The following is a 15409-nucleotide window of genomic DNA, read 5'->3' on the forward strand; positions in this document are numbered from 1 at the left end:
ATGGCGATAAAAAGGACGCCATCAGGCGTCCTTGAAAACAAAATAGGGTTAACTCCCCAGATGCAGTGCCAACCACACCGCAAGGGGGATCACCACCACAGAGAGCGCATTGCCGCCGAGCACGATGCTGGCCACCTTGTCGGGCTGGCACTGATACTGCTCGCACAGCATGTAGTTGAGCACCGCCGGGGGCAGCGCCACCGACAGCATCAGGAGTGGTATCCAGTCAGGTTCGAGGGGCAGCAGCCAGACGGCGAGCCCCAGGGAGAGGCCCCCCGCCAGCAGGTAGAGCAGGTTGCACTTGATGGCCAGCCCCAGGTGATCCAGCTCCCCTTCCATCAGCCTAACTCCCAAGGCAAACAGCATCAGGGGCACCGCTATCTGGCCGAGCAGAGCGGCGCTGGTCACCAGGTATTCCGGCAGCGGGATATGCAGGTTGGCCACCAGCAGCCCGGCGAAGGCGGCCCAGAGCACGGGGCTTCTCAGCCAGAGCCAGCGGGAGCTGCTGGCCGAGAGGATGAACATGCCCACCGAGAAGTGGAGCAGGTTGGAGAGCACAAAGAGGATGACGATGGCGCCGAGCTGCTGCTCGCCAAAGGCGAGCACCATCAGCGGAATGCCGAGGTTGCCGGTGTTGCGAAACATGGCGGGCAGGATCAGTGCGGCCCGCTCTATCTCCTTGAGTTTGAGCAGGGAGAGCAGCAAGCCGGGCAGCAGGATGACCAGGGCACCGGCCCCCACAAGGGGCAGGTGCGCCGCGAGATCCAGGGGGTATTTCACCAGGGCCGAGAAGACCAGCGCCGGGGTAAAGAGCTCGATATTGGCCCGGTTGACATAACCCAGGGCCCCGCCCGGTCGCAGCCGCCCATAGAGGGCGCCAAGGCCCACCACCGCAAACACGGGAATGACGATATTGAGCAGGGCGCTGAACATGGGTATCCCGTTTACAGTTCGCGGGCCGGGCGTCCCATCAGCACCACGGGGTCCAGCGTCACCTCCTGGCTGCCGTTGCTGACCCAGAGCTGGCCGTCGGAGATGGTACAGGTGAGCTGCATGGTGCGCTCCACCATGGCCGCCAGGGGCAGGGTCTGGCTGTCGGAGAGTTCGATGACGCTCAGGTTGTCGTGCAGACCGAGCTTGCCCTGGTTCTGCTTCCACCAGACGCTGGTGCCACGACCGCCATAGAGGTAGAGCACCACCTGGCGAGAGCGGTTACATGCCTTCTTGAGGCGGCGCTCGTCCGGCTGACCCAGCTCAATCCAGAGTTCAATCTCGTCGGAGTAGTTCTTGCACCAGAGCTCGGGCTCGTCGTCGGCAGAGAGCCCCTTGGTGAACTCCAGCCGCTCGGCGGCATGCCAGGCGAAGGCCGCGAGGCGGATCATCATGCGCTCGTCGGTCTCGGAGGGGTGACGGGCCAGGGTGAGGGAGAAGTCCTGATAGAGATTGCGATCCATGTCAGACAAGCTGATCTGGGCCTTGAAGATGGTTGCCTTGAGCGCCATAGAAGTCGTGAAAACCTGATAAAAGAGAAGGGGGCGGACATGCCGGGCGTCAGTGTAATCAAAATGGCCGCCGGGTTCGACCGTCTTGCGCTCCCTTTACCCCATCAGGGGCGGGCAAGTGCTTCAGAAGACACAAAAAACAAATGCCAGTCGTGAGACTGGCATTTGGCGGCATGAACGAGAGTGACTCACTTCTCGGCGGACTTGACCCCGAAGGCATTGAGCAGCAGGCAGCAGGTCACTGCCACTGCCACGAACCCGCTCAGGAAGATAAAGGGCATGGCCCCATACCCCAATACAGTCCAGATGGTGTGTTCAAGCAGACTCATAGTGTGTCCTTCATCCAGTGAAATGGGTGTCCCTTTCGTGACGGGGTCGCCCCCGTTCCTGATAAGACTATTTGACCTCAACCCGCGCCTGAGTCCTATGCCACCAAAGTAATAAATGGGGCACCAGTTTGCGCCAGATCAAGGTTTTACCCCTCCCCGCCCCGTTTTTCTTCGCCCCTCGCCCCAAACCGAAAGGTACGCCCAACAAAAAGCGAGGCGACCTTGGGGTCGCCTCGCTAGATGCATGCCGTCGAGAGCCATCAGTAGAAGGTCTGCTGCTCCGCCGCCATCGCTTTCAGCCGCGCACAGGGGGCGAAGCGGTCGCCAAAGCGCTTCTGATGGTGCTCAAGACGCCCCACCAGATAGTCGATGCCGAGGCTGTCCATGTAGCGGAACGGACCGCCCAGGAAGGGAGGGAAGCCGATACCGAAGATGGCGCCGATGTCGCCGTCCCGGGCCGAGGCCACCACGCCGCCATCCAGGGCCATGGCCGCTTCGTTGAGCATCAGCAGCACGCAGCGCTCGGCGATCTCCTGCCTGGCCAGCTTGGCCTGGGGCTTGACGCCAAGCACGTCGTAGACGCTCGCGTCCACCGTCTTCTTGCCCTCCTTGCCGGTGAGCTTGTTGCGCGGGGCCGCCTTGCCATAGAGATAGAAGCCCTTGCCGTTCTTGCGCCCCTTGCGATCGTCCTCCAGCAGCTTGTCAAAGGCCTTGGGCGCCTGGAACTGCTCGCCACCCAGCTCTTTTTCGAGGATGGGGGAGATCTTGGCCCCCACGTCGATCCCCACCTCGTCCAGCAGGGTGATGGGGCCGACCGGGAAACCGAAGTCGAGCAGAGCGCCGTCCAGTACCTCCACCGGCTCCCCTTCCAGCACCAGGCGCGCCGCCTCGTTCATGTAGGGCGCCAGGATACGGTTGACGTAGAAGCCGGCCTCGTCCTTCACCACGATGGGGGTCTTGCCCTGTGCCCGGGCGAAGGCCAGGGTGGTGGCCACCGTCTCGGCGCTGGTACCCGCGTGGGGAATGATCTCGGCGAGCGGCATCTTGTCAACCGGGCTGAAGTAGTGCAGCCCCACCACCCGCTCCGGATGCGTCGCCGCAGAGGCGATCTGGTGGATGGGCAGGGAGGAGGTGTTGGAGGCAAACACGGTGTGCTCGCCGCACTCGCGCTCCACGTCCTGCACCATCTGGTGCTTGAGGTTGATGTCCTCGAACACCGCTTCCACCACCATGTCCACCCGGTGGAAACCGGAATAGTCCAGGGTGCCGGTGAGCAGGCTCATCTGTTTTTCCAGCTCGCTGCGCAGCAGTTGGCGACGCTTGAGCTTCCTCGCGAGGAGGTCGTAGCTGTAACGCATGGCATTGCCGATGCCGGCGCTCGCCACATCCTTGATCCGCACCGGTACCCCCGCCTTGGTGGCGGTGACGAAGGCGATGCCCCCCCCCATCAGGCCGCCCCCCAGCACGGCGGCATGACCCACCTTGCGCGGCTCGGCCCCCTGATAGCTCACCTCTTTTTTCATCTCAGTGGTGGCGAAGAAGAGGGAGCGCAGAGCGGCGGATTCCGGCGTCATCACCAGCTCGCCGAAGTGGCGGGCCTCGGCCAGCAGGCCGGCCTGCATCCCCTCCTCCACGCCGATGCGCACCACCTCGATGATGCGCTCCGGCGCCGGGTAGTTGCCCCGGGTCTTGGCCTTGACCCCCTTGCGGGCCTGATCGAACAGCACCTTGCGACCAAATTTGTTGGTCTCCAGCACCTTGCCCTGCAGATCCCGTTTCAGGTGGTGGCGCGGCTTGCCCTTCTTGGCAAGCTTGATGGCAGCTTCCAGCAAAATGGACGGGGGCACCATGTCATCCACCAGCCCGAGCTTCCTGGCCTGTTTGGCCCGCACCTGCTTGCCGGTCAGCATCAGATCCAGTGCCTTGGCCACCCCGATGAGGCGCGGCAGGCGCTGGGTACCGCCGGAGCCCGGCAGCAGGCCGAGCTGCACTTCCGGCAGGCCCAGCACGGTTTTACCGTGATCGGTCACCACCCGGCCATGACAGGCGAGCGCCAGCTCCAGCCCGCCGCCAAGGCAGGGGCCGTGAATGGCGGCGATCACCGGGATCCCCAGGGCTTCGATCTCGGCGAACACCTCCTGTCCGGCCCGGGACAGCGCTTCGGCATCCTGGGCGCTGGTGCAGGCCGCCAGCATGGCGATGTCGGCCCCGGCAACGAAGGAGTCCTTCTTGCCGGAGACGATCACCAGGCCGATCAGATCCCCGTTCCCCTTTACCTCGGCCAACAGAGTGCGGATCTCGTCCGCAAAGGAGGCCTTCAGGGTGTTCATGCTCTCACCGGGCACATCCATGGTGAGGATGCCGATGCCGTCTTTGCGAATATCCAGAGAAAAAGTCTTGGCACTCATCATTCCACCTCCAGCACCATGGCCACACCCAGCCCACCCGCCGCACAGGCGGTGTTGAGCCCCAATCCCCCACCCCGGCGCCGCAGTTCATGCAGGGTCTGGGTGATCATGCGCGCCCCGGTGGCGGCAAAGGGGTGACCAAAGGCCAAAGAGCCGCCGAGCACGTTGAACTTCTCCATGTCCACCTCGCCGATGGCCTGATCCCGGCCCAGCTTGTCACGGGCAAATTCGGCGCTTGCAAACATCTTGAGGTTGGCGAGCGTCTGGGCAGCAAACGCTTCGTGCATGTCGATGAGGGTGAGATCCCCAAGGGTGATGCCGGCACGGTCCAGCGCCAGCGGCGTGGCATAGGAGGGGCCCGTCAGCATGTCCTGCCATACGTCGATGGCGGAAAACGCGAAGCTGCGGATGTAACCCAGCGGCTCCAGACCCAGCTCGCGGGCACGCCCTTCACGCATCATCAGCACGGCGGCGGCGCCGTCGGTGAGCGGGGTGGCGTTGGCGGCGGTCACCGAGCCGTGAGCCCGGTCAAAGACCGGTTTGAGCTTGGCGTAACTCGCCAGATCGGAGCTTTCGCGGATGTTGTTGTCCCGCTCCAGCGGCGACTTGTAGGGGGGCACGTGGGCGGTGAACACCTCGCCACTCAATTTGCCCTGGGCCCAGGCTTCGGCCGCCAGGGTGTGGGAGCGGTGGGCCAGCGCATCTTGCGCCTCGCGGCTGATCTGGTGGGTCTTGGCCATCTGCTCGGCGGTCTGCCCCATGGAGAGACCGGTGGAGTACTCGGCCACGGCCGGGGGCACCGGCAGCAGGTCCTTCAGGCGCAGACGGCGCAGAATATTGAAACGCTGCTGGAGGTTGCGCGCCTTGTTGAGATCCACCAGGGCGCGGGCCAGAGACTTGCTGACCCCGATGGGCAGCACGGAAGAGGAGTCGGCACCGCCGGCGATGGCGATGTCCACCGTGCCGGCCATGATGGATTCGGTGACATTGGCCACCGCCTGGAAACTGGTGGCGCAGGCGCGCGACACGCTATAGGCATCGGTGCTGACGCTCATGCCGGTGCCAAGCACGATCTCCCGGGCGATGTTTGGCGCTTCCGGCATCTGCACCACCTGGCCGAACACCAGCTGGTCGATGAGCTTGGGGTCGAGATCGGTGCGGGCGAGCATCTCGCTCACCACCAGTTTGCCCAGATCCACCGCAGGCACGCCGTGAAAAGCGGTGGCCTGCTTGGCAAAGGGGGTGCGCAGACCCGCCACGACGGCTATCCGTTCGCCCTGGCGAGTCGTCAGTTTCAATGGCTGTTTCATCCTGGCTCCTTGGGTTAAAAAGGCAGAGGTCTGACCTCATTGCGCCACATCTTAACAATCCAATCACAACTTTCATACGGCTGATTGAAACTAAATTGTCCCCATCTTGCCACCCTCCCTCGCCCTTGTGAGCCAACTGGGGTATAAAAAGATCAACTTCCATAAAAACAACGGGTTTATCGCATGGCAGCGGCCGAGTTCAGAGCACTTGGAGACTATCTGGGCAGCCAGATCCTGGGACAGGGCCCCCTCATCGAGGGGCTGCTGATCGCCCTGTTATGTGAAGGACATGTGCTGATCGAGGGGGCCCCCGGTCTTGCCAAGACCCGGGCGGTCAAGGCGTTGGCCGGTGCCGTGGAGGGGCGCTTTGCCCGTATCCAGTTCACCCCGGATCTGCTCCCTGCCGATCTCACCGGCAGCGAGGTCTTCCATCCCCAGGATGCGAGCTTCGTATTTCAACCCGGCCCCCTGTTCAACCACCTGGTGCTGGCGGACGAGATCAACCGGGCGCCGGCCAAGGTGCAGTCCGCCCTGCTGGAGGCCATGGCCGAGCACCAGATCACCGTGGGCAAGAAGAGCTGGCGCCTGCCCTCCCTCTTCATGGTCGCCGCCACCCAGAACCCCATCGAGCAGGAAGGGACCTATCCCCTGCCGGAGGCCCAGCTCGATCGCTTCTTACTCAAGCTGCTGGTGGATTACCCCAGCCCCGCCATGGAGCTGGCCATCCTTCAACTCAACGCCCGTGGCGACGCCCTGCCGACGCCGCCAATCACCCTGAGCCAGTCCGACCTGATGAAAGCCCGCACCGCCGTTCAAGGGGTACAGATGCAGGGGCGCCTCGAGCACTATCTGGTGCAACTGGTGTGCGCCACCCGCCCCGGCAGCGGCCTGTGCCCCGAGCTAGACCCCCTGGTCGCGGTGGGGGCCAGTCCCAGAGCCAGCATCGGCCTCGCAAGAGCCGCACGGGCCCGGGCCTGGCTCGCCGGGCGCGACTTCGTATTGCCCGAAGACATCCAGCAACTGGCGCCAGCCGTGCTGCGCCACCGCCTCATCCCGAGTTATCAGGCGCTGGCGGACAACCTCGATAGCGAGGCGCTCATCGCCCTGCTGCTGGATGCCATTCCATGCCCCTGAGCCGGCCCCCACAGGCAGCCCTATCGCCATGACCCCCGTCGCCGAGCCCCGGGATCACCCCGACATCGCCCTCACCCTCGAGCGGCTGCTGGCGGTGCGCCTCTGGACGCGCCAGGGCGAGCGTGCCCGCATTCATCAGGCGGCCCAGGGGCGTATCGGGCGCCAGCCCGGGCTGCATTTCAGGGAGCTTCGCCTCTATCAGGCCGGTGACGAGGTGCGTCACATCGACTGGCGGGTCACCGCCCGCCTCGGCCGCCCCCACACCCGCCTCTACGGGGAAGAGCAGGATCAGGCCCACTGGTTGCTGCTGGATCTCTCACCTGCCATGTACTTTGGCTCCCGCGCCCAGCTCAAGGCCCGCCTTGGCTGCGAGCTGGCCGCAGCCCTGTTCTGGCAGGGGGAGAAACAGGCCAATACCTTGATCTGCCAGGGCGCAGTCCCCCACACAGAGCACCAGCGCGGCTCTCTCATGCCTCTGCTGGAAGCGCTCTGCCGCCATTACGAGGCAGGGCTGGATCGCGCCCCCCAGCCTAGGACGCTGGCCCAGACCCTGGCACGACTCACCCTGCCCCACGGGGCCAGATTGACCCTGATAAGCCATCACCAGGCACCGGACCAGGCCCTCTGCCAGCAGTTGCAACGCCTTCGCCTGCGCCACGACATCCACTACTGGCAGATCCGCGATCCCCTGGAAGCCGCGCTGCCCGAGCAGGGGCAGCTGGCAGTGCAGGCAGGCAGACACAGCGGTTGGCTCGCGGGAGAAGATCCCCGCTTTCGCGCCCGCTATCAGAGGGCGGCCGACGAACAGGCCGAGGCCTGTCGCCAGCAGTTACTGCCCCTGGTGACGCGCCTCTATCGCCTCGACAACGGCGCCACCCTGCAACGCCAGTGGCAGGAGGGCGGATGCCGTCTGTTTTGAGGGGGGAGCAGGGCGTGCCCGCACCGGATGCATATCGCCAGCCCTCGTCCAGCGAGGCCTTGCAAGCCATTCGTGCCGAGCTGCGCGACATCCACCAAGGCCCCGCTCTCGAGCCTGCACAGGATCCTCGCCTGATGGCCCTCGGTGGGCTGCTGATCGCGGCGATCGCCGCTTGCCTGATCGCCATGACGGCCCTCACCCTGTGGCGCCAGCGCCACTGGGCGCTCCGGATAGACTGGCAGGCAGACGATCTCGTCCCCAGGCTGCAGGATGCCCTGCGAGAAGCGGCCATGGCCCGCTGGCCCGAGGCGGCCCCCCTGCAAGGGGGGGACTGGCTCGCCTGGCTGGACAGCAAGGGGGGGAGCGATTTTTCCCGGTTTGCCGCCCAGTGGCCGCTCTGGCTCTATGGGGGCAGAGTGCCCGATGAGGCGCAGCGCAAAAGATTGCGTCTCGCCTATCTCGCCTGGGGGCGACGCTGCGTCAGCGCGCCGCGATTCCCGGCAAGCAAGCGAGGGGCCCCTTCCCCGGAGGGTACGCGATGATCCTCGCCTGGCCCTGGTTTTCCCTCGCCCTCGCCCTGCCGCTGCTGGTGCGCTTCGGCCTGCCTCCCATGAAGGGGCGCAAGGGAAGAAACCGGCTCGTTCATGGAGGTTTTCCCCTGCTCCAGCCCCAGGCGGGGCAGCCCTTGTGGCGCATGATGATCTGCTGGTGTGCCCTGGTACTGGCCCTGTGCCGCCCCCAGTGGCAGGAGCCCCCGATCATTCACTACCAGAGCAGCCGGGACCTCATCCTGGCGGTGGATCTCTCCGACAGCATGCGCACCCAGGACATGCTGGATGACGGAGAGCAAACGGACAGGCTTGCCGCGGTGCGCCAGCAGATAAGCAACCTTGTCGCCTCCCGCCCGGGGGATCGCATCGCCCTCGTCGTCTTTGCCGATCACGCCTATCTGCTCTCCCCCCTCACCCAGGAGACCGGGGCCCTGCTCACCCTGGCCAGGGAGCTCGATTTCGATCTGGTGGGGCGCACCACGGCCCTGGGGGAAGCCACCCTGCTGGCACGCCAGCACGCCGACCCCACCCGCCCCACCGCCCTGCTGCTGGTGACGGACGGGCGCAATACCTCGGGCAATGCGGATCCCCTGACCGAGGCCCGGCTCGCCGCCAAAGCCGGCATCCGTCTCTATACCCTGGGGGTGGGCGCCGACCCCGACACCTTCGCCGGGCCCGCAGGGGACGCCGATCCCAGTGCCGAACTGGATGAAGCCCTGTTGCAGCAGTTGGCGACGCTGGGAGGAGGCCGCTATTTTCGCGCCCGCAACCGGGGAGATCTCGCCGCCATCAACCAGGCCATCGACACCCTGGAGCCCCTCGCCCGGCCCCAGACCCTCTCCCGGCCCCACCAGGAGCTCTACCCCTGGCCACTGGCCCTGGCCTGGCTGCTGCTCTGCTGGCCAGCCCGCCGGCACATCCCCCTGTCACACAGGCCATCCCATGAGTAGGCAGGCCATGATGGTGGCACCATGGAGCTGATCTTGCTGCGCCCCCTCTGGTTGCTGGCCCTGCTCCCCTGGCTGTGGCAGGGGTGGCGCCGCCGCCGCGATCCCGGCTTGCTCTCCCCGGCCATGCAGGCCTATCTGCTGCCGAGCCGCCATCGGGCCATCCCCTGGCGCTGGCTTGCCTGTCTGCCGGTGATCCTCGCGCTCTCGGGCCCCGCCCTGCGCCAGCAGAGTCTCCCCATGCCGAGCCCGGCCCTCGATATCTGGCTGATGGATCTCTCCGACTCCATGCTGGCACAGGATCTGGCGCCGGACCGGGCAACCCGGGTAAGGCTGGGATTGCAGGAGATGCTGGCCGACATAGCGCGGCAGGACGCGGCCCATCCCATCGCCCTCATCCTGTTTGCCGGGGATGCCTACCTCGCCATGCCTCCCACCCGGGATCATCAGGCCATCGCCCTGCTGCTGCCGGACCTGCGCCCGGCCATCATGCCTGTCCAGGGCAGCGCCCCCGAGCGCGCCGTGGCCCTGGCCCTCACCCTGATCCCGCCGGGCCAGTCCGCCCGTCTGCTGCTCGTGACCGACGGCCTCTCCGGGACAGCGCGCGATCACATCGCCGCCCTCTGGCCCTGCCTCAACGACCTGTTCTGCAAGGCAGGCTCGGCCCCGCGGCTCGACATCCTGCTGGCCAGCGGGGGCAAGGAGACCCGGCTGCCCGGCGTGGCTGCCGAGCGCTGGCAGCTCGGCAGCCCGATCGGCCACACCTTGCCGGCGCCCGACGAGGAGGCCATGGCCGCCCTTGCCGCCAGTACCGGAGGCAGGCTGGCCTGGCTTGATTCCGGCCAGCCCCGCTTTGCCCCCCTGCCCATGGGCCAGGCCCTGACGCAGGGGCAATCCCGGGATCTCGGCCCCTGGCTGCTCATCACCTTGCTCCCCCTGGCGCTGCTGGCGCGGATCGGCGCCCACTGGCTGCTGGTGATCCTCGTCATTGGCGTCGCGCCCCCTTCCCTGCAGGCGGCCTCCCGACAAGATGAAGCAGGCTGGCAGGCTTATCGCCAGGGACACTATCGGGAAGCGGCCAACGCCTTCCAGGATCCGGTCTGGCAAGGCAACGCCTGGTATAGAGCCGGGGATTACGCCAGGGCCGTCGCCGCCTATGGCAGGGCAAACAGCGTCACCGCCCACTACAACAGGGGCAATGCCCTGGTCTGGCTCGGGGATCTTGCCGCCGCGGAGCAGGCCTATCTGAGCGCCCTTCGCCTTGAACCTGGGCACAGGGATGCCTTGCACAACCTGGCCCTGCTGCGGGCCAACCCGCCGCAGACAACGCCCTCGGCAAATGCCCCGGAGCAGGCCGACACTCCCGACCCCGCCCGCGCCTCAGAGGCTCCCCGCCCCCCGGCGCCCCCCGTGCTGCTGCTGGAGCAGCGCCTTCGCAAGGAGGCCCTGCGCCGCCCCCTGATCAAGGTGGAGGAGCCCTGGTGATCCTCGTGCTGCGCTTGCTCTCCCCCCGGATCGGCTGCTGGCTGCTGCTCGCCCTGTGTGCCATGCGGGTGCAGGCCGCCCCTGTCGAGGCCGAGCTGTTGCCGGGGGCGAGCGAGCGCGACTGGCTGCTCGTCATCGAGGCCGACGGGCTGCACCGCGATGAGGATCTCAACCTGCAACCGCTGCTGCGCCAGTTTGCGGTCGGGCGGGTCAGCATCCAACGGGTCAGTGCCCAGAGCCGCAGCCTGACCCGCTGGCAGATCCCCCTGCACCTGCTCGATACCAGCCCGCGCCAGGTGCCCTCCCTGCCCCTTGGCGCCGATCTCACCCCCTCCCTGGCGGTGCCGACACGTTCCCTGGACGGCACCCTGATGCCGACACAAGATCCGGTATTCTCTCCGGTCGAGCTGCAGGCCCGGGTGCTCCATGAGGGGAATCTCTACCCCGGCCAGCCCTTCATCTATGAGCTGACCCTCTGGCTGCCTGCCAACCTGGAGGCCCCCAACCTCGGCGAGCCCATCACCCCGGCCTTTACCATCCGCCGCCTTGGCGAGGATCGCTGGGACTCTCCCGCCAGCCCCGGCCTGCCCGGGCGTCTCACGCGAAAATGGCTGCTGCAGGCCAAAGGACCCGGGCTCCATCCCATCGAATCCCCCCGCTTTCAGGGGCGGTTGTCGCACCAGGACCAGGCCGGTGCGACCGCGCCGGGCAACGCGGGGGATCTGCTGTCCGCCAGGGCGGCGACCCTCTTCATCAAGGTGGACAAGGCCCCCCTGGAGCCGGTGGCGAGCAGCCTGGTGCTGCGCCAGCAGTTCAGCCCGGCGCAGGCCAGGGTGGGTGAGCCGGTGATCCGCACCCTCACCCTGGTAATGGAAGGGGGGGATGGCAACCGCCTGCCCCTCTTGCCGGCCCCGCCCCTGCCCGCCGGCCTCTCCATGAAGCCGGACGGCGAGCAGCAACAGGAGCGATTCGTGGCCGAGGGGGCGCTTCGCTTCGAGCGCCAGTGGCGCCAAGCCCTGACCACCGACGAGGCGGGGCGCTATGTGCTGCGCCCCCAGACCCTGCGCTGGTTCAACACCCAGAGCGGTCGCATCGAGGAGGCGCGCCTGCCCGCACATTCTCTGGTGTTCACGGCAAGGGAGAGCGCCACTCCCGCCTCCCCCGCACCAGGGGTCCAGTATCTCTATTGGGTGCTCCTGGCCATCCTGCTGCGGGCATTCATGCGCCGCTGGCCGCGCTGGCGCGCCTTCTATCGCCTGCAACGGGCCCTCGCCACGGGCTCTCCTGACGAGGCCAGGGAAACCCTGCTGACCTGGGCCGTCCTGCGCTGGGACGCCCCCTGTCTGCATCTGGCCAGACTGCCCTGTCACCGCGACCCCGCCATGGGAGCGCTGCTGGACGACCTGGATCGGGCCTGTTTTGCCCCCGTACTCGCCCCTGGCGAACACCTGCCCAGACAGGCGCTCGCCAGGGAGTTGTGCACCTGGGAGAGCTTTGCGATAGCCTATGGTCTTCGAATACTGGCGTGGATGCGTGCATGATGCGCCCCTCATGAAACAGGACACCCCTTTATGGCGTTAGGTTTTTTCAGAAGAAAAAGGGCCGACACGGGAAAGGATCCCTCCGCTTCTCCGGTCTATGGGGAGATGGCAGACAAACAAACCAAGTACGAAGCCCTGGTGCACGCCCTGCACGGGGACATCTACCGCTACGCCTACTGGCTGTGCCGGGATCCGCAAATCGCCGAGGATCTGGTGCAGGAGACTTTCCTGCGCGCCTGGAAGGCGATAGATACCCTGCTGGACGACAAGGCTGCCAAGGCGTGGCTCATCACCATATTGCGGCGGGAGAATGCCCGCCGCTTTGAGCGAAAGCAGTTCGATCTTGTCGACCTCGACGAGCACCCCCTGCGGGATCAGGGTGTCCTGCCAAGCGAGCAGGAGATGGAGCACGAATGGCTCAGGCGCCACATCGCCCGCCTGCCTGCCGAGTATCAGGAGCCGCTGCTGCTGCAGGTACTGGGGGGATTCAGCGGGGAGGAGATCGCCGAGCAACTCGGCCTGAACAAGAACACCATCATGACAAGGCTGTTTCGCGCTCGCAACCAGATAAAAGAGGCCATGGAGTCTGCGAAACAACAGAGAGGACACACCAATGGATGAGCTTGAATTTCGCCGCCGGGCCATCACTCACCCCTCGGACAGGGATCCCGCCTTCTTGAAAGCCGCCGAGGCGTCACCGGCCAATCGCAAGCATCTGGACGAGATGCAGCAGCTCGAGCGCCAGGTGCGCAGCACTCTGGAAGTGGACGTACCGGCCGGTCTTGCGGAGCGGATCCTGCTCAGGCAGGCGATGGCAGCCGAAGAGGAGCAGGTGGTCTCGCTACCCGCCACTCCTGCACGCACGCAATGGCGCGCTCTGGCCATCGCGGCCTCGGTCGCCTTCCTGCTCGGCATGAGCACCCGCTGGATCAGCTGGCCTGTGGCACCGGACACCCTGTCGCTGGCTCAGGTCGCCATGTCCCACGTTTATGGGGAAGAGCCCTTCATTCATGCGGTGGATGAGCGGGTCAGCCTGCACACCATCAACGCGAAAATGGAGAAATATGGCGCCACCCTGAGCGAGATGCCGGGCATGAAGGTAACCTATGTCAACCACTGCGCCTTCTATCAGGGACCGGCCCTGCACATGGTGCTGCAGGGCAAGATGGGACCGGTCACCCTGTTCCTCGTCCCCAAGCACCTGCCACTGACGATCCAGTCCGATTTTGCAGACGGGACCCTCAAGGGGGAGATACTGCCGCTCAAGGGGGCCAACATGGTGCTCATCGGAGACATGCAGGAGCCCCTCGCCCCGGTTGCCCGCCAGCTTGAGTCACGCCTGCACTGGTCCATTTAACAGACCTTGACCCAGGCTGACTCGTCCTCCGCCTCAGCCACATCACAGGCAGACATCCTCATTGTCTGCCTGTTCATCCCCACATCCCCGCATGTTCCCGCCCATTGCCCGCGCGAAGTCACATTTTTACTATTTATTTTAAATGACGCAAACGGCACCATTTGTGCTTTATTTATCCAATAATAGATAAATCAGCCTAATAAAACGGCAAGTTAAAACAAATGATTAACACAATGGAAACTTTTATGTATTCTGCTGTCACTGGTCTGATTTCTTACCTCCTACCAGATCCATAGAATCACGCCAGCAATGAATGGGAAGAAGCTGACATAACAACAGATCATGTCGTCAATAGCCGCCAAAGAGCCGCGATGTCGACAGAAAATCTGCTTACAAAGAGAGAACACTATGACAACTGCCTTTTTCAAGAAAAGCCTGATCGCTGCGGCCGTGACCCTGGCCAGCACCCAGACCTTCGCCGCCGCGTTCCAGCTGAACGAGCACTCGGCCTCCGGTCTGGGTCGCGCCTACGCAGGTGAAGCAGCCATCGCCGACAACGCGGCCGTGCTGTCCCGCAACCCGGCGGCCATGACCACCTTCGACAAGATGGCACTGTCTGTATCCGGCACCTATATCAAGCCCGACGTGGACGTGGCTGGCGACATCTATGCCGGCCCCACCAAGCTGGCTCCGTCAAGCGAAAGCGACATCGCCCCCGATGCCTTCGTGCCGGCCACCTACTTCATCCAGCCCCTGAATGATCAGTGGGCCTGGGGGATCGGCCTCTTCTCCAACTACGGCCTCTCCACCGAATATTCCAAGACCTTCGCGGCCGGTGCCGGCGCCGGTGACACCGAGCTGCTGACTTTCAACATCAACCCCAACATCGCCTATCGCATCAACTCCAGCTTCAGCGTTGGTGCTGGCATCAATGCCGTCTACGCCGCCGCCGAGCTGAACCGTTATGCCGGTGCGCTTTCCGCCGCCATTCCAGGTGCCAACTCCGATACCCGTCTGGCTCACCTGAAGGGCGATACCTGGGGCTTTGGCTGGAACGTCGGCACCCTGTACGAGATCAACGAAAACAACCGTCTCGCCCTGACCTACCGCTCCCAGGTGGACTTGAGCTTTGACGGCGACTTCCAGGGTGCCACCTCCGGCAACCGCGTCGTCGATGGCAACCTGAAGCTGGATCTGCCGGCCCAGGCCGAGTTCGCAGGCTACCACCGCCTGAACCAGCAATTCGCTGTCCACTACTCCGTGAACTGGACCGACTGGAGCGCCTTCCAGGAGCTCAAGGCCACCAGCAGCAACTGCGCCGGCGGCGTGTGCCTGCAAAAAGACGAGAAGTTCAAGGACTCTGCCCGTTACGCCCTGGGCGGTACCTGGTACGTCAACCCGTCCTGGGAAGCCCGTATCGGCTTCGCCTACGACAACAGCCCCATCGAGCCGGAATACCGCAGCCTGAGCATTCCTGACTCCGACCGTATCTGGTACAGCGCCGGTGCCACCTACCACATCAATCCGGACATGAGCCTCGACTTCGGCATGGCCTATCTGGACGGCAAGGAAGTGGACGTGAACGAAGGCCTGCGAAACCACAGCGATGCGCTGCGCTGGAAGGGCACCTCCCACGGCAACGCCCTGCTGGCTTCCGCCCAGTTCAACATGAAATTCTGATTTTCATGTCCTCATCGAGAGCGCCTCTGGGCGCTCTTTTTTTATCCAACTTCGTTATCTGAGCGCACAGCTGTAGTAAACAGCTGTACTCTTTTCTTTTTTTATCAAGCTGTTATGGGTATTCCTTTCAGCATTTAATCCCGTTTTGCACTACGATCCTCTCTCCCCGTTGCCTTGCTGGTCATACCATATAAAATCCCGGCCCCAACCGAATAACAGAATGAACACCCAGTTCATCCCGAGGAA

At 64.7% G+C, this 15409-nt stretch carries 14 protein-coding genes; 9 read left to right on the forward strand and 5 right to left on the reverse strand.

All coding sequences use genetic code 11. The features are described 5' to 3' along the window. Positions 1-48: 48 nt before the first annotated feature. The 5 genes from I6L36_RS02300 to fadI form a co-directional block, all read right to left on the reverse strand. Complete coding sequence (locus I6L36_RS02300; RefSeq protein WP_109113036.1) at positions 49-933, reverse strand: AEC family transporter; 885 nt, start codon at positions 931-933, stop codon at positions 49-51. A gap of 11 nt (positions 934-944) precedes the next feature. Then, positions 945-1502 (reverse strand): YaeQ family protein, encoded by a 558-nt coding sequence (locus I6L36_RS02305; protein WP_010674671.1) that lies wholly within the window; start codon positions 1500-1502, stop codon positions 945-947. A gap of 188 nt (positions 1503-1690) precedes the next feature. Continuing rightward, positions 1691-1831 carry a TIGR02808 family protein gene (locus I6L36_RS02310; protein WP_010674670.1) on the reverse strand — a complete coding sequence of 47 codons (141 nt, stop codon included), beginning with the start codon at positions 1829-1831 and terminating at the stop codon, positions 1691-1693. A 260-nt stretch (positions 1832-2091) separates the two neighbouring features. Next, positions 2092-4239, reverse strand: a complete 2148-nt coding sequence (gene fadJ, locus I6L36_RS02315) for a fatty acid oxidation complex subunit alpha FadJ (protein ID WP_103244636.1) — start codon at positions 4237-4239, stop codon at positions 2092-2094. Continuing rightward, positions 4239-5549: an acetyl-CoA C-acyltransferase FadI gene (gene fadI / locus I6L36_RS02320; protein ID WP_216986954.1), complete on the reverse strand. Its 1311-nt coding sequence runs from the start codon at positions 5547-5549 to the stop codon at positions 4239-4241. The genes fadJ and fadI overlap by 1 nt, the downstream gene beginning before the upstream one ends. A gap of 183 nt (positions 5550-5732) precedes the next feature. Between fadI and I6L36_RS02325 the strand changes: the two genes are divergently transcribed. From I6L36_RS02325 to I6L36_RS02365, 9 genes are all read left to right on the forward strand, one after another. Beyond that, positions 5733-6683 (forward strand): MoxR family ATPase, encoded by a 951-nt coding sequence (locus tag I6L36_RS02325; protein ID WP_119197669.1) that lies wholly within the window; start codon positions 5733-5735, stop codon positions 6681-6683. 28 nt (positions 6684-6711) lie between these two features. Then, a complete protein-coding gene (locus I6L36_RS02330; protein WP_109113253.1) occupies positions 6712-7602 on the forward strand; it encodes a DUF58 domain-containing protein in 891 nt (296 codons plus the stop codon). Further along, positions 7587-8144: a DUF4381 family protein gene (locus I6L36_RS02335; protein WP_254052460.1), complete on the forward strand. Its 558-nt coding sequence runs from the start codon at positions 7587-7589 to the stop codon at positions 8142-8144. Before I6L36_RS02330 ends, I6L36_RS02335 begins: the two co-directional genes overlap by 16 nt. Beyond that, positions 8141-9103: a VWA domain-containing protein gene (locus tag I6L36_RS02340; protein WP_119197670.1), complete on the forward strand. Its 963-nt coding sequence runs from the start codon at positions 8141-8143 to the stop codon at positions 9101-9103. The genes I6L36_RS02335 and I6L36_RS02340 overlap by 4 nt, the downstream gene beginning before the upstream one ends. 21 nt (positions 9104-9124) lie before the next feature. Further along, entirely contained in the window at positions 9125-10585 is a 1461-nt protein-coding gene (locus I6L36_RS02345; RefSeq protein ID WP_119197671.1) for a tetratricopeptide repeat protein, read from the forward strand. A 62-nt stretch (positions 10586-10647) separates the two neighbouring features. Beyond that, positions 10648-12126 carry a BatD family protein gene (locus I6L36_RS02350; RefSeq protein WP_180321354.1) on the forward strand — a complete coding sequence of 493 codons (1479 nt, stop codon included), beginning with the start codon at positions 10648-10650 and terminating at the stop codon, positions 12124-12126. 30 nt (positions 12127-12156) lie between these two features. Beyond that, the gene (locus tag I6L36_RS02355) at positions 12157-12747 is read left to right on the forward strand and encodes a sigma-70 family RNA polymerase sigma factor (protein ID WP_216986955.1); all 591 of its coding nucleotides are present in this window, start codon (positions 12157-12159) and stop codon (positions 12745-12747) included. Continuing rightward, a complete protein-coding gene (locus tag I6L36_RS02360) occupies positions 12740-13483 on the forward strand; it encodes a DUF3379 domain-containing protein (RefSeq protein ID WP_042878935.1) in 744 nt (247 codons plus the stop codon). Before I6L36_RS02355 ends, I6L36_RS02360 begins: the two co-directional genes overlap by 8 nt. A gap of 408 nt (positions 13484-13891) precedes the next feature. After that, complete coding sequence (locus I6L36_RS02365; protein WP_039039109.1) at positions 13892-15163, forward strand: outer membrane protein transport protein; 1272 nt, start codon at positions 13892-13894, stop codon at positions 15161-15163. The last annotated feature ends 246 nt before the right edge of the window (positions 15164-15409 follow it).

The sequence above is a fragment of the Aeromonas sp. FDAARGOS 1406 genome (assembly GCF_019048565.1).
GTDB lineage: Bacteria > Pseudomonadota > Gammaproteobacteria > Enterobacterales > Aeromonadaceae > Aeromonas > Aeromonas caviae.

Coding starts and splice junctions, on each gene's coding strand:
- I6L36_RS02300 (WP_109113036.1), bottom strand. CDS start 933: ATGTTCAGCGCCCTGCTCAATATCGTCATTCCCGTGTTTGCGGTGGTG.
- I6L36_RS02305 (WP_010674671.1), bottom strand. CDS start 1,502: ATGGCGCTCAAGGCAACCATCTTCAAGGCCCAGATCAGCTTGTCTGAC.
- I6L36_RS02310 (WP_010674670.1), bottom strand. CDS start 1,831: ATGAGTCTGCTTGAACACACCATCTGGACTGTATTGGGGTATGGGGCC.
- fadJ (WP_103244636.1), bottom strand. CDS start 4,239: ATGAGTGCCAAGACTTTTTCTCTGGATATTCGCAAAGACGGCATCGGC.
- fadI (WP_216986954.1), bottom strand. CDS start 5,549: ATGAAACAGCCATTGAAACTGACGACTCGCCAGGGCGAACGGATAGCC.
- I6L36_RS02325 (WP_119197669.1), top strand. CDS start 5,733: ATGGCAGCGGCCGAGTTCAGAGCACTTGGAGACTATCTGGGCAGCCAG.
- I6L36_RS02330 (WP_109113253.1), top strand. CDS start 6,712: ATGACCCCCGTCGCCGAGCCCCGGGATCACCCCGACATCGCCCTCACC.
- I6L36_RS02335 (WP_254052460.1), top strand. CDS start 7,587: ATGCCGTCTGTTTTGAGGGGGGAGCAGGGCGTGCCCGCACCGGATGCA.
- I6L36_RS02340 (WP_119197670.1), top strand. CDS start 8,141: ATGATCCTCGCCTGGCCCTGGTTTTCCCTCGCCCTCGCCCTGCCGCTG.
- I6L36_RS02345 (WP_119197671.1), top strand. CDS start 9,125: ATGGAGCTGATCTTGCTGCGCCCCCTCTGGTTGCTGGCCCTGCTCCCC.
- I6L36_RS02350 (WP_180321354.1), top strand. CDS start 10,648: ATGCGGGTGCAGGCCGCCCCTGTCGAGGCCGAGCTGTTGCCGGGGGCG.
- I6L36_RS02355 (WP_216986955.1), top strand. CDS start 12,157: ATGGCGTTAGGTTTTTTCAGAAGAAAAAGGGCCGACACGGGAAAGGAT.
- I6L36_RS02360 (WP_042878935.1), top strand. CDS start 12,740: ATGGATGAGCTTGAATTTCGCCGCCGGGCCATCACTCACCCCTCGGAC.
- I6L36_RS02365 (WP_039039109.1), top strand. CDS start 13,892: ATGACAACTGCCTTTTTCAAGAAAAGCCTGATCGCTGCGGCCGTGACC.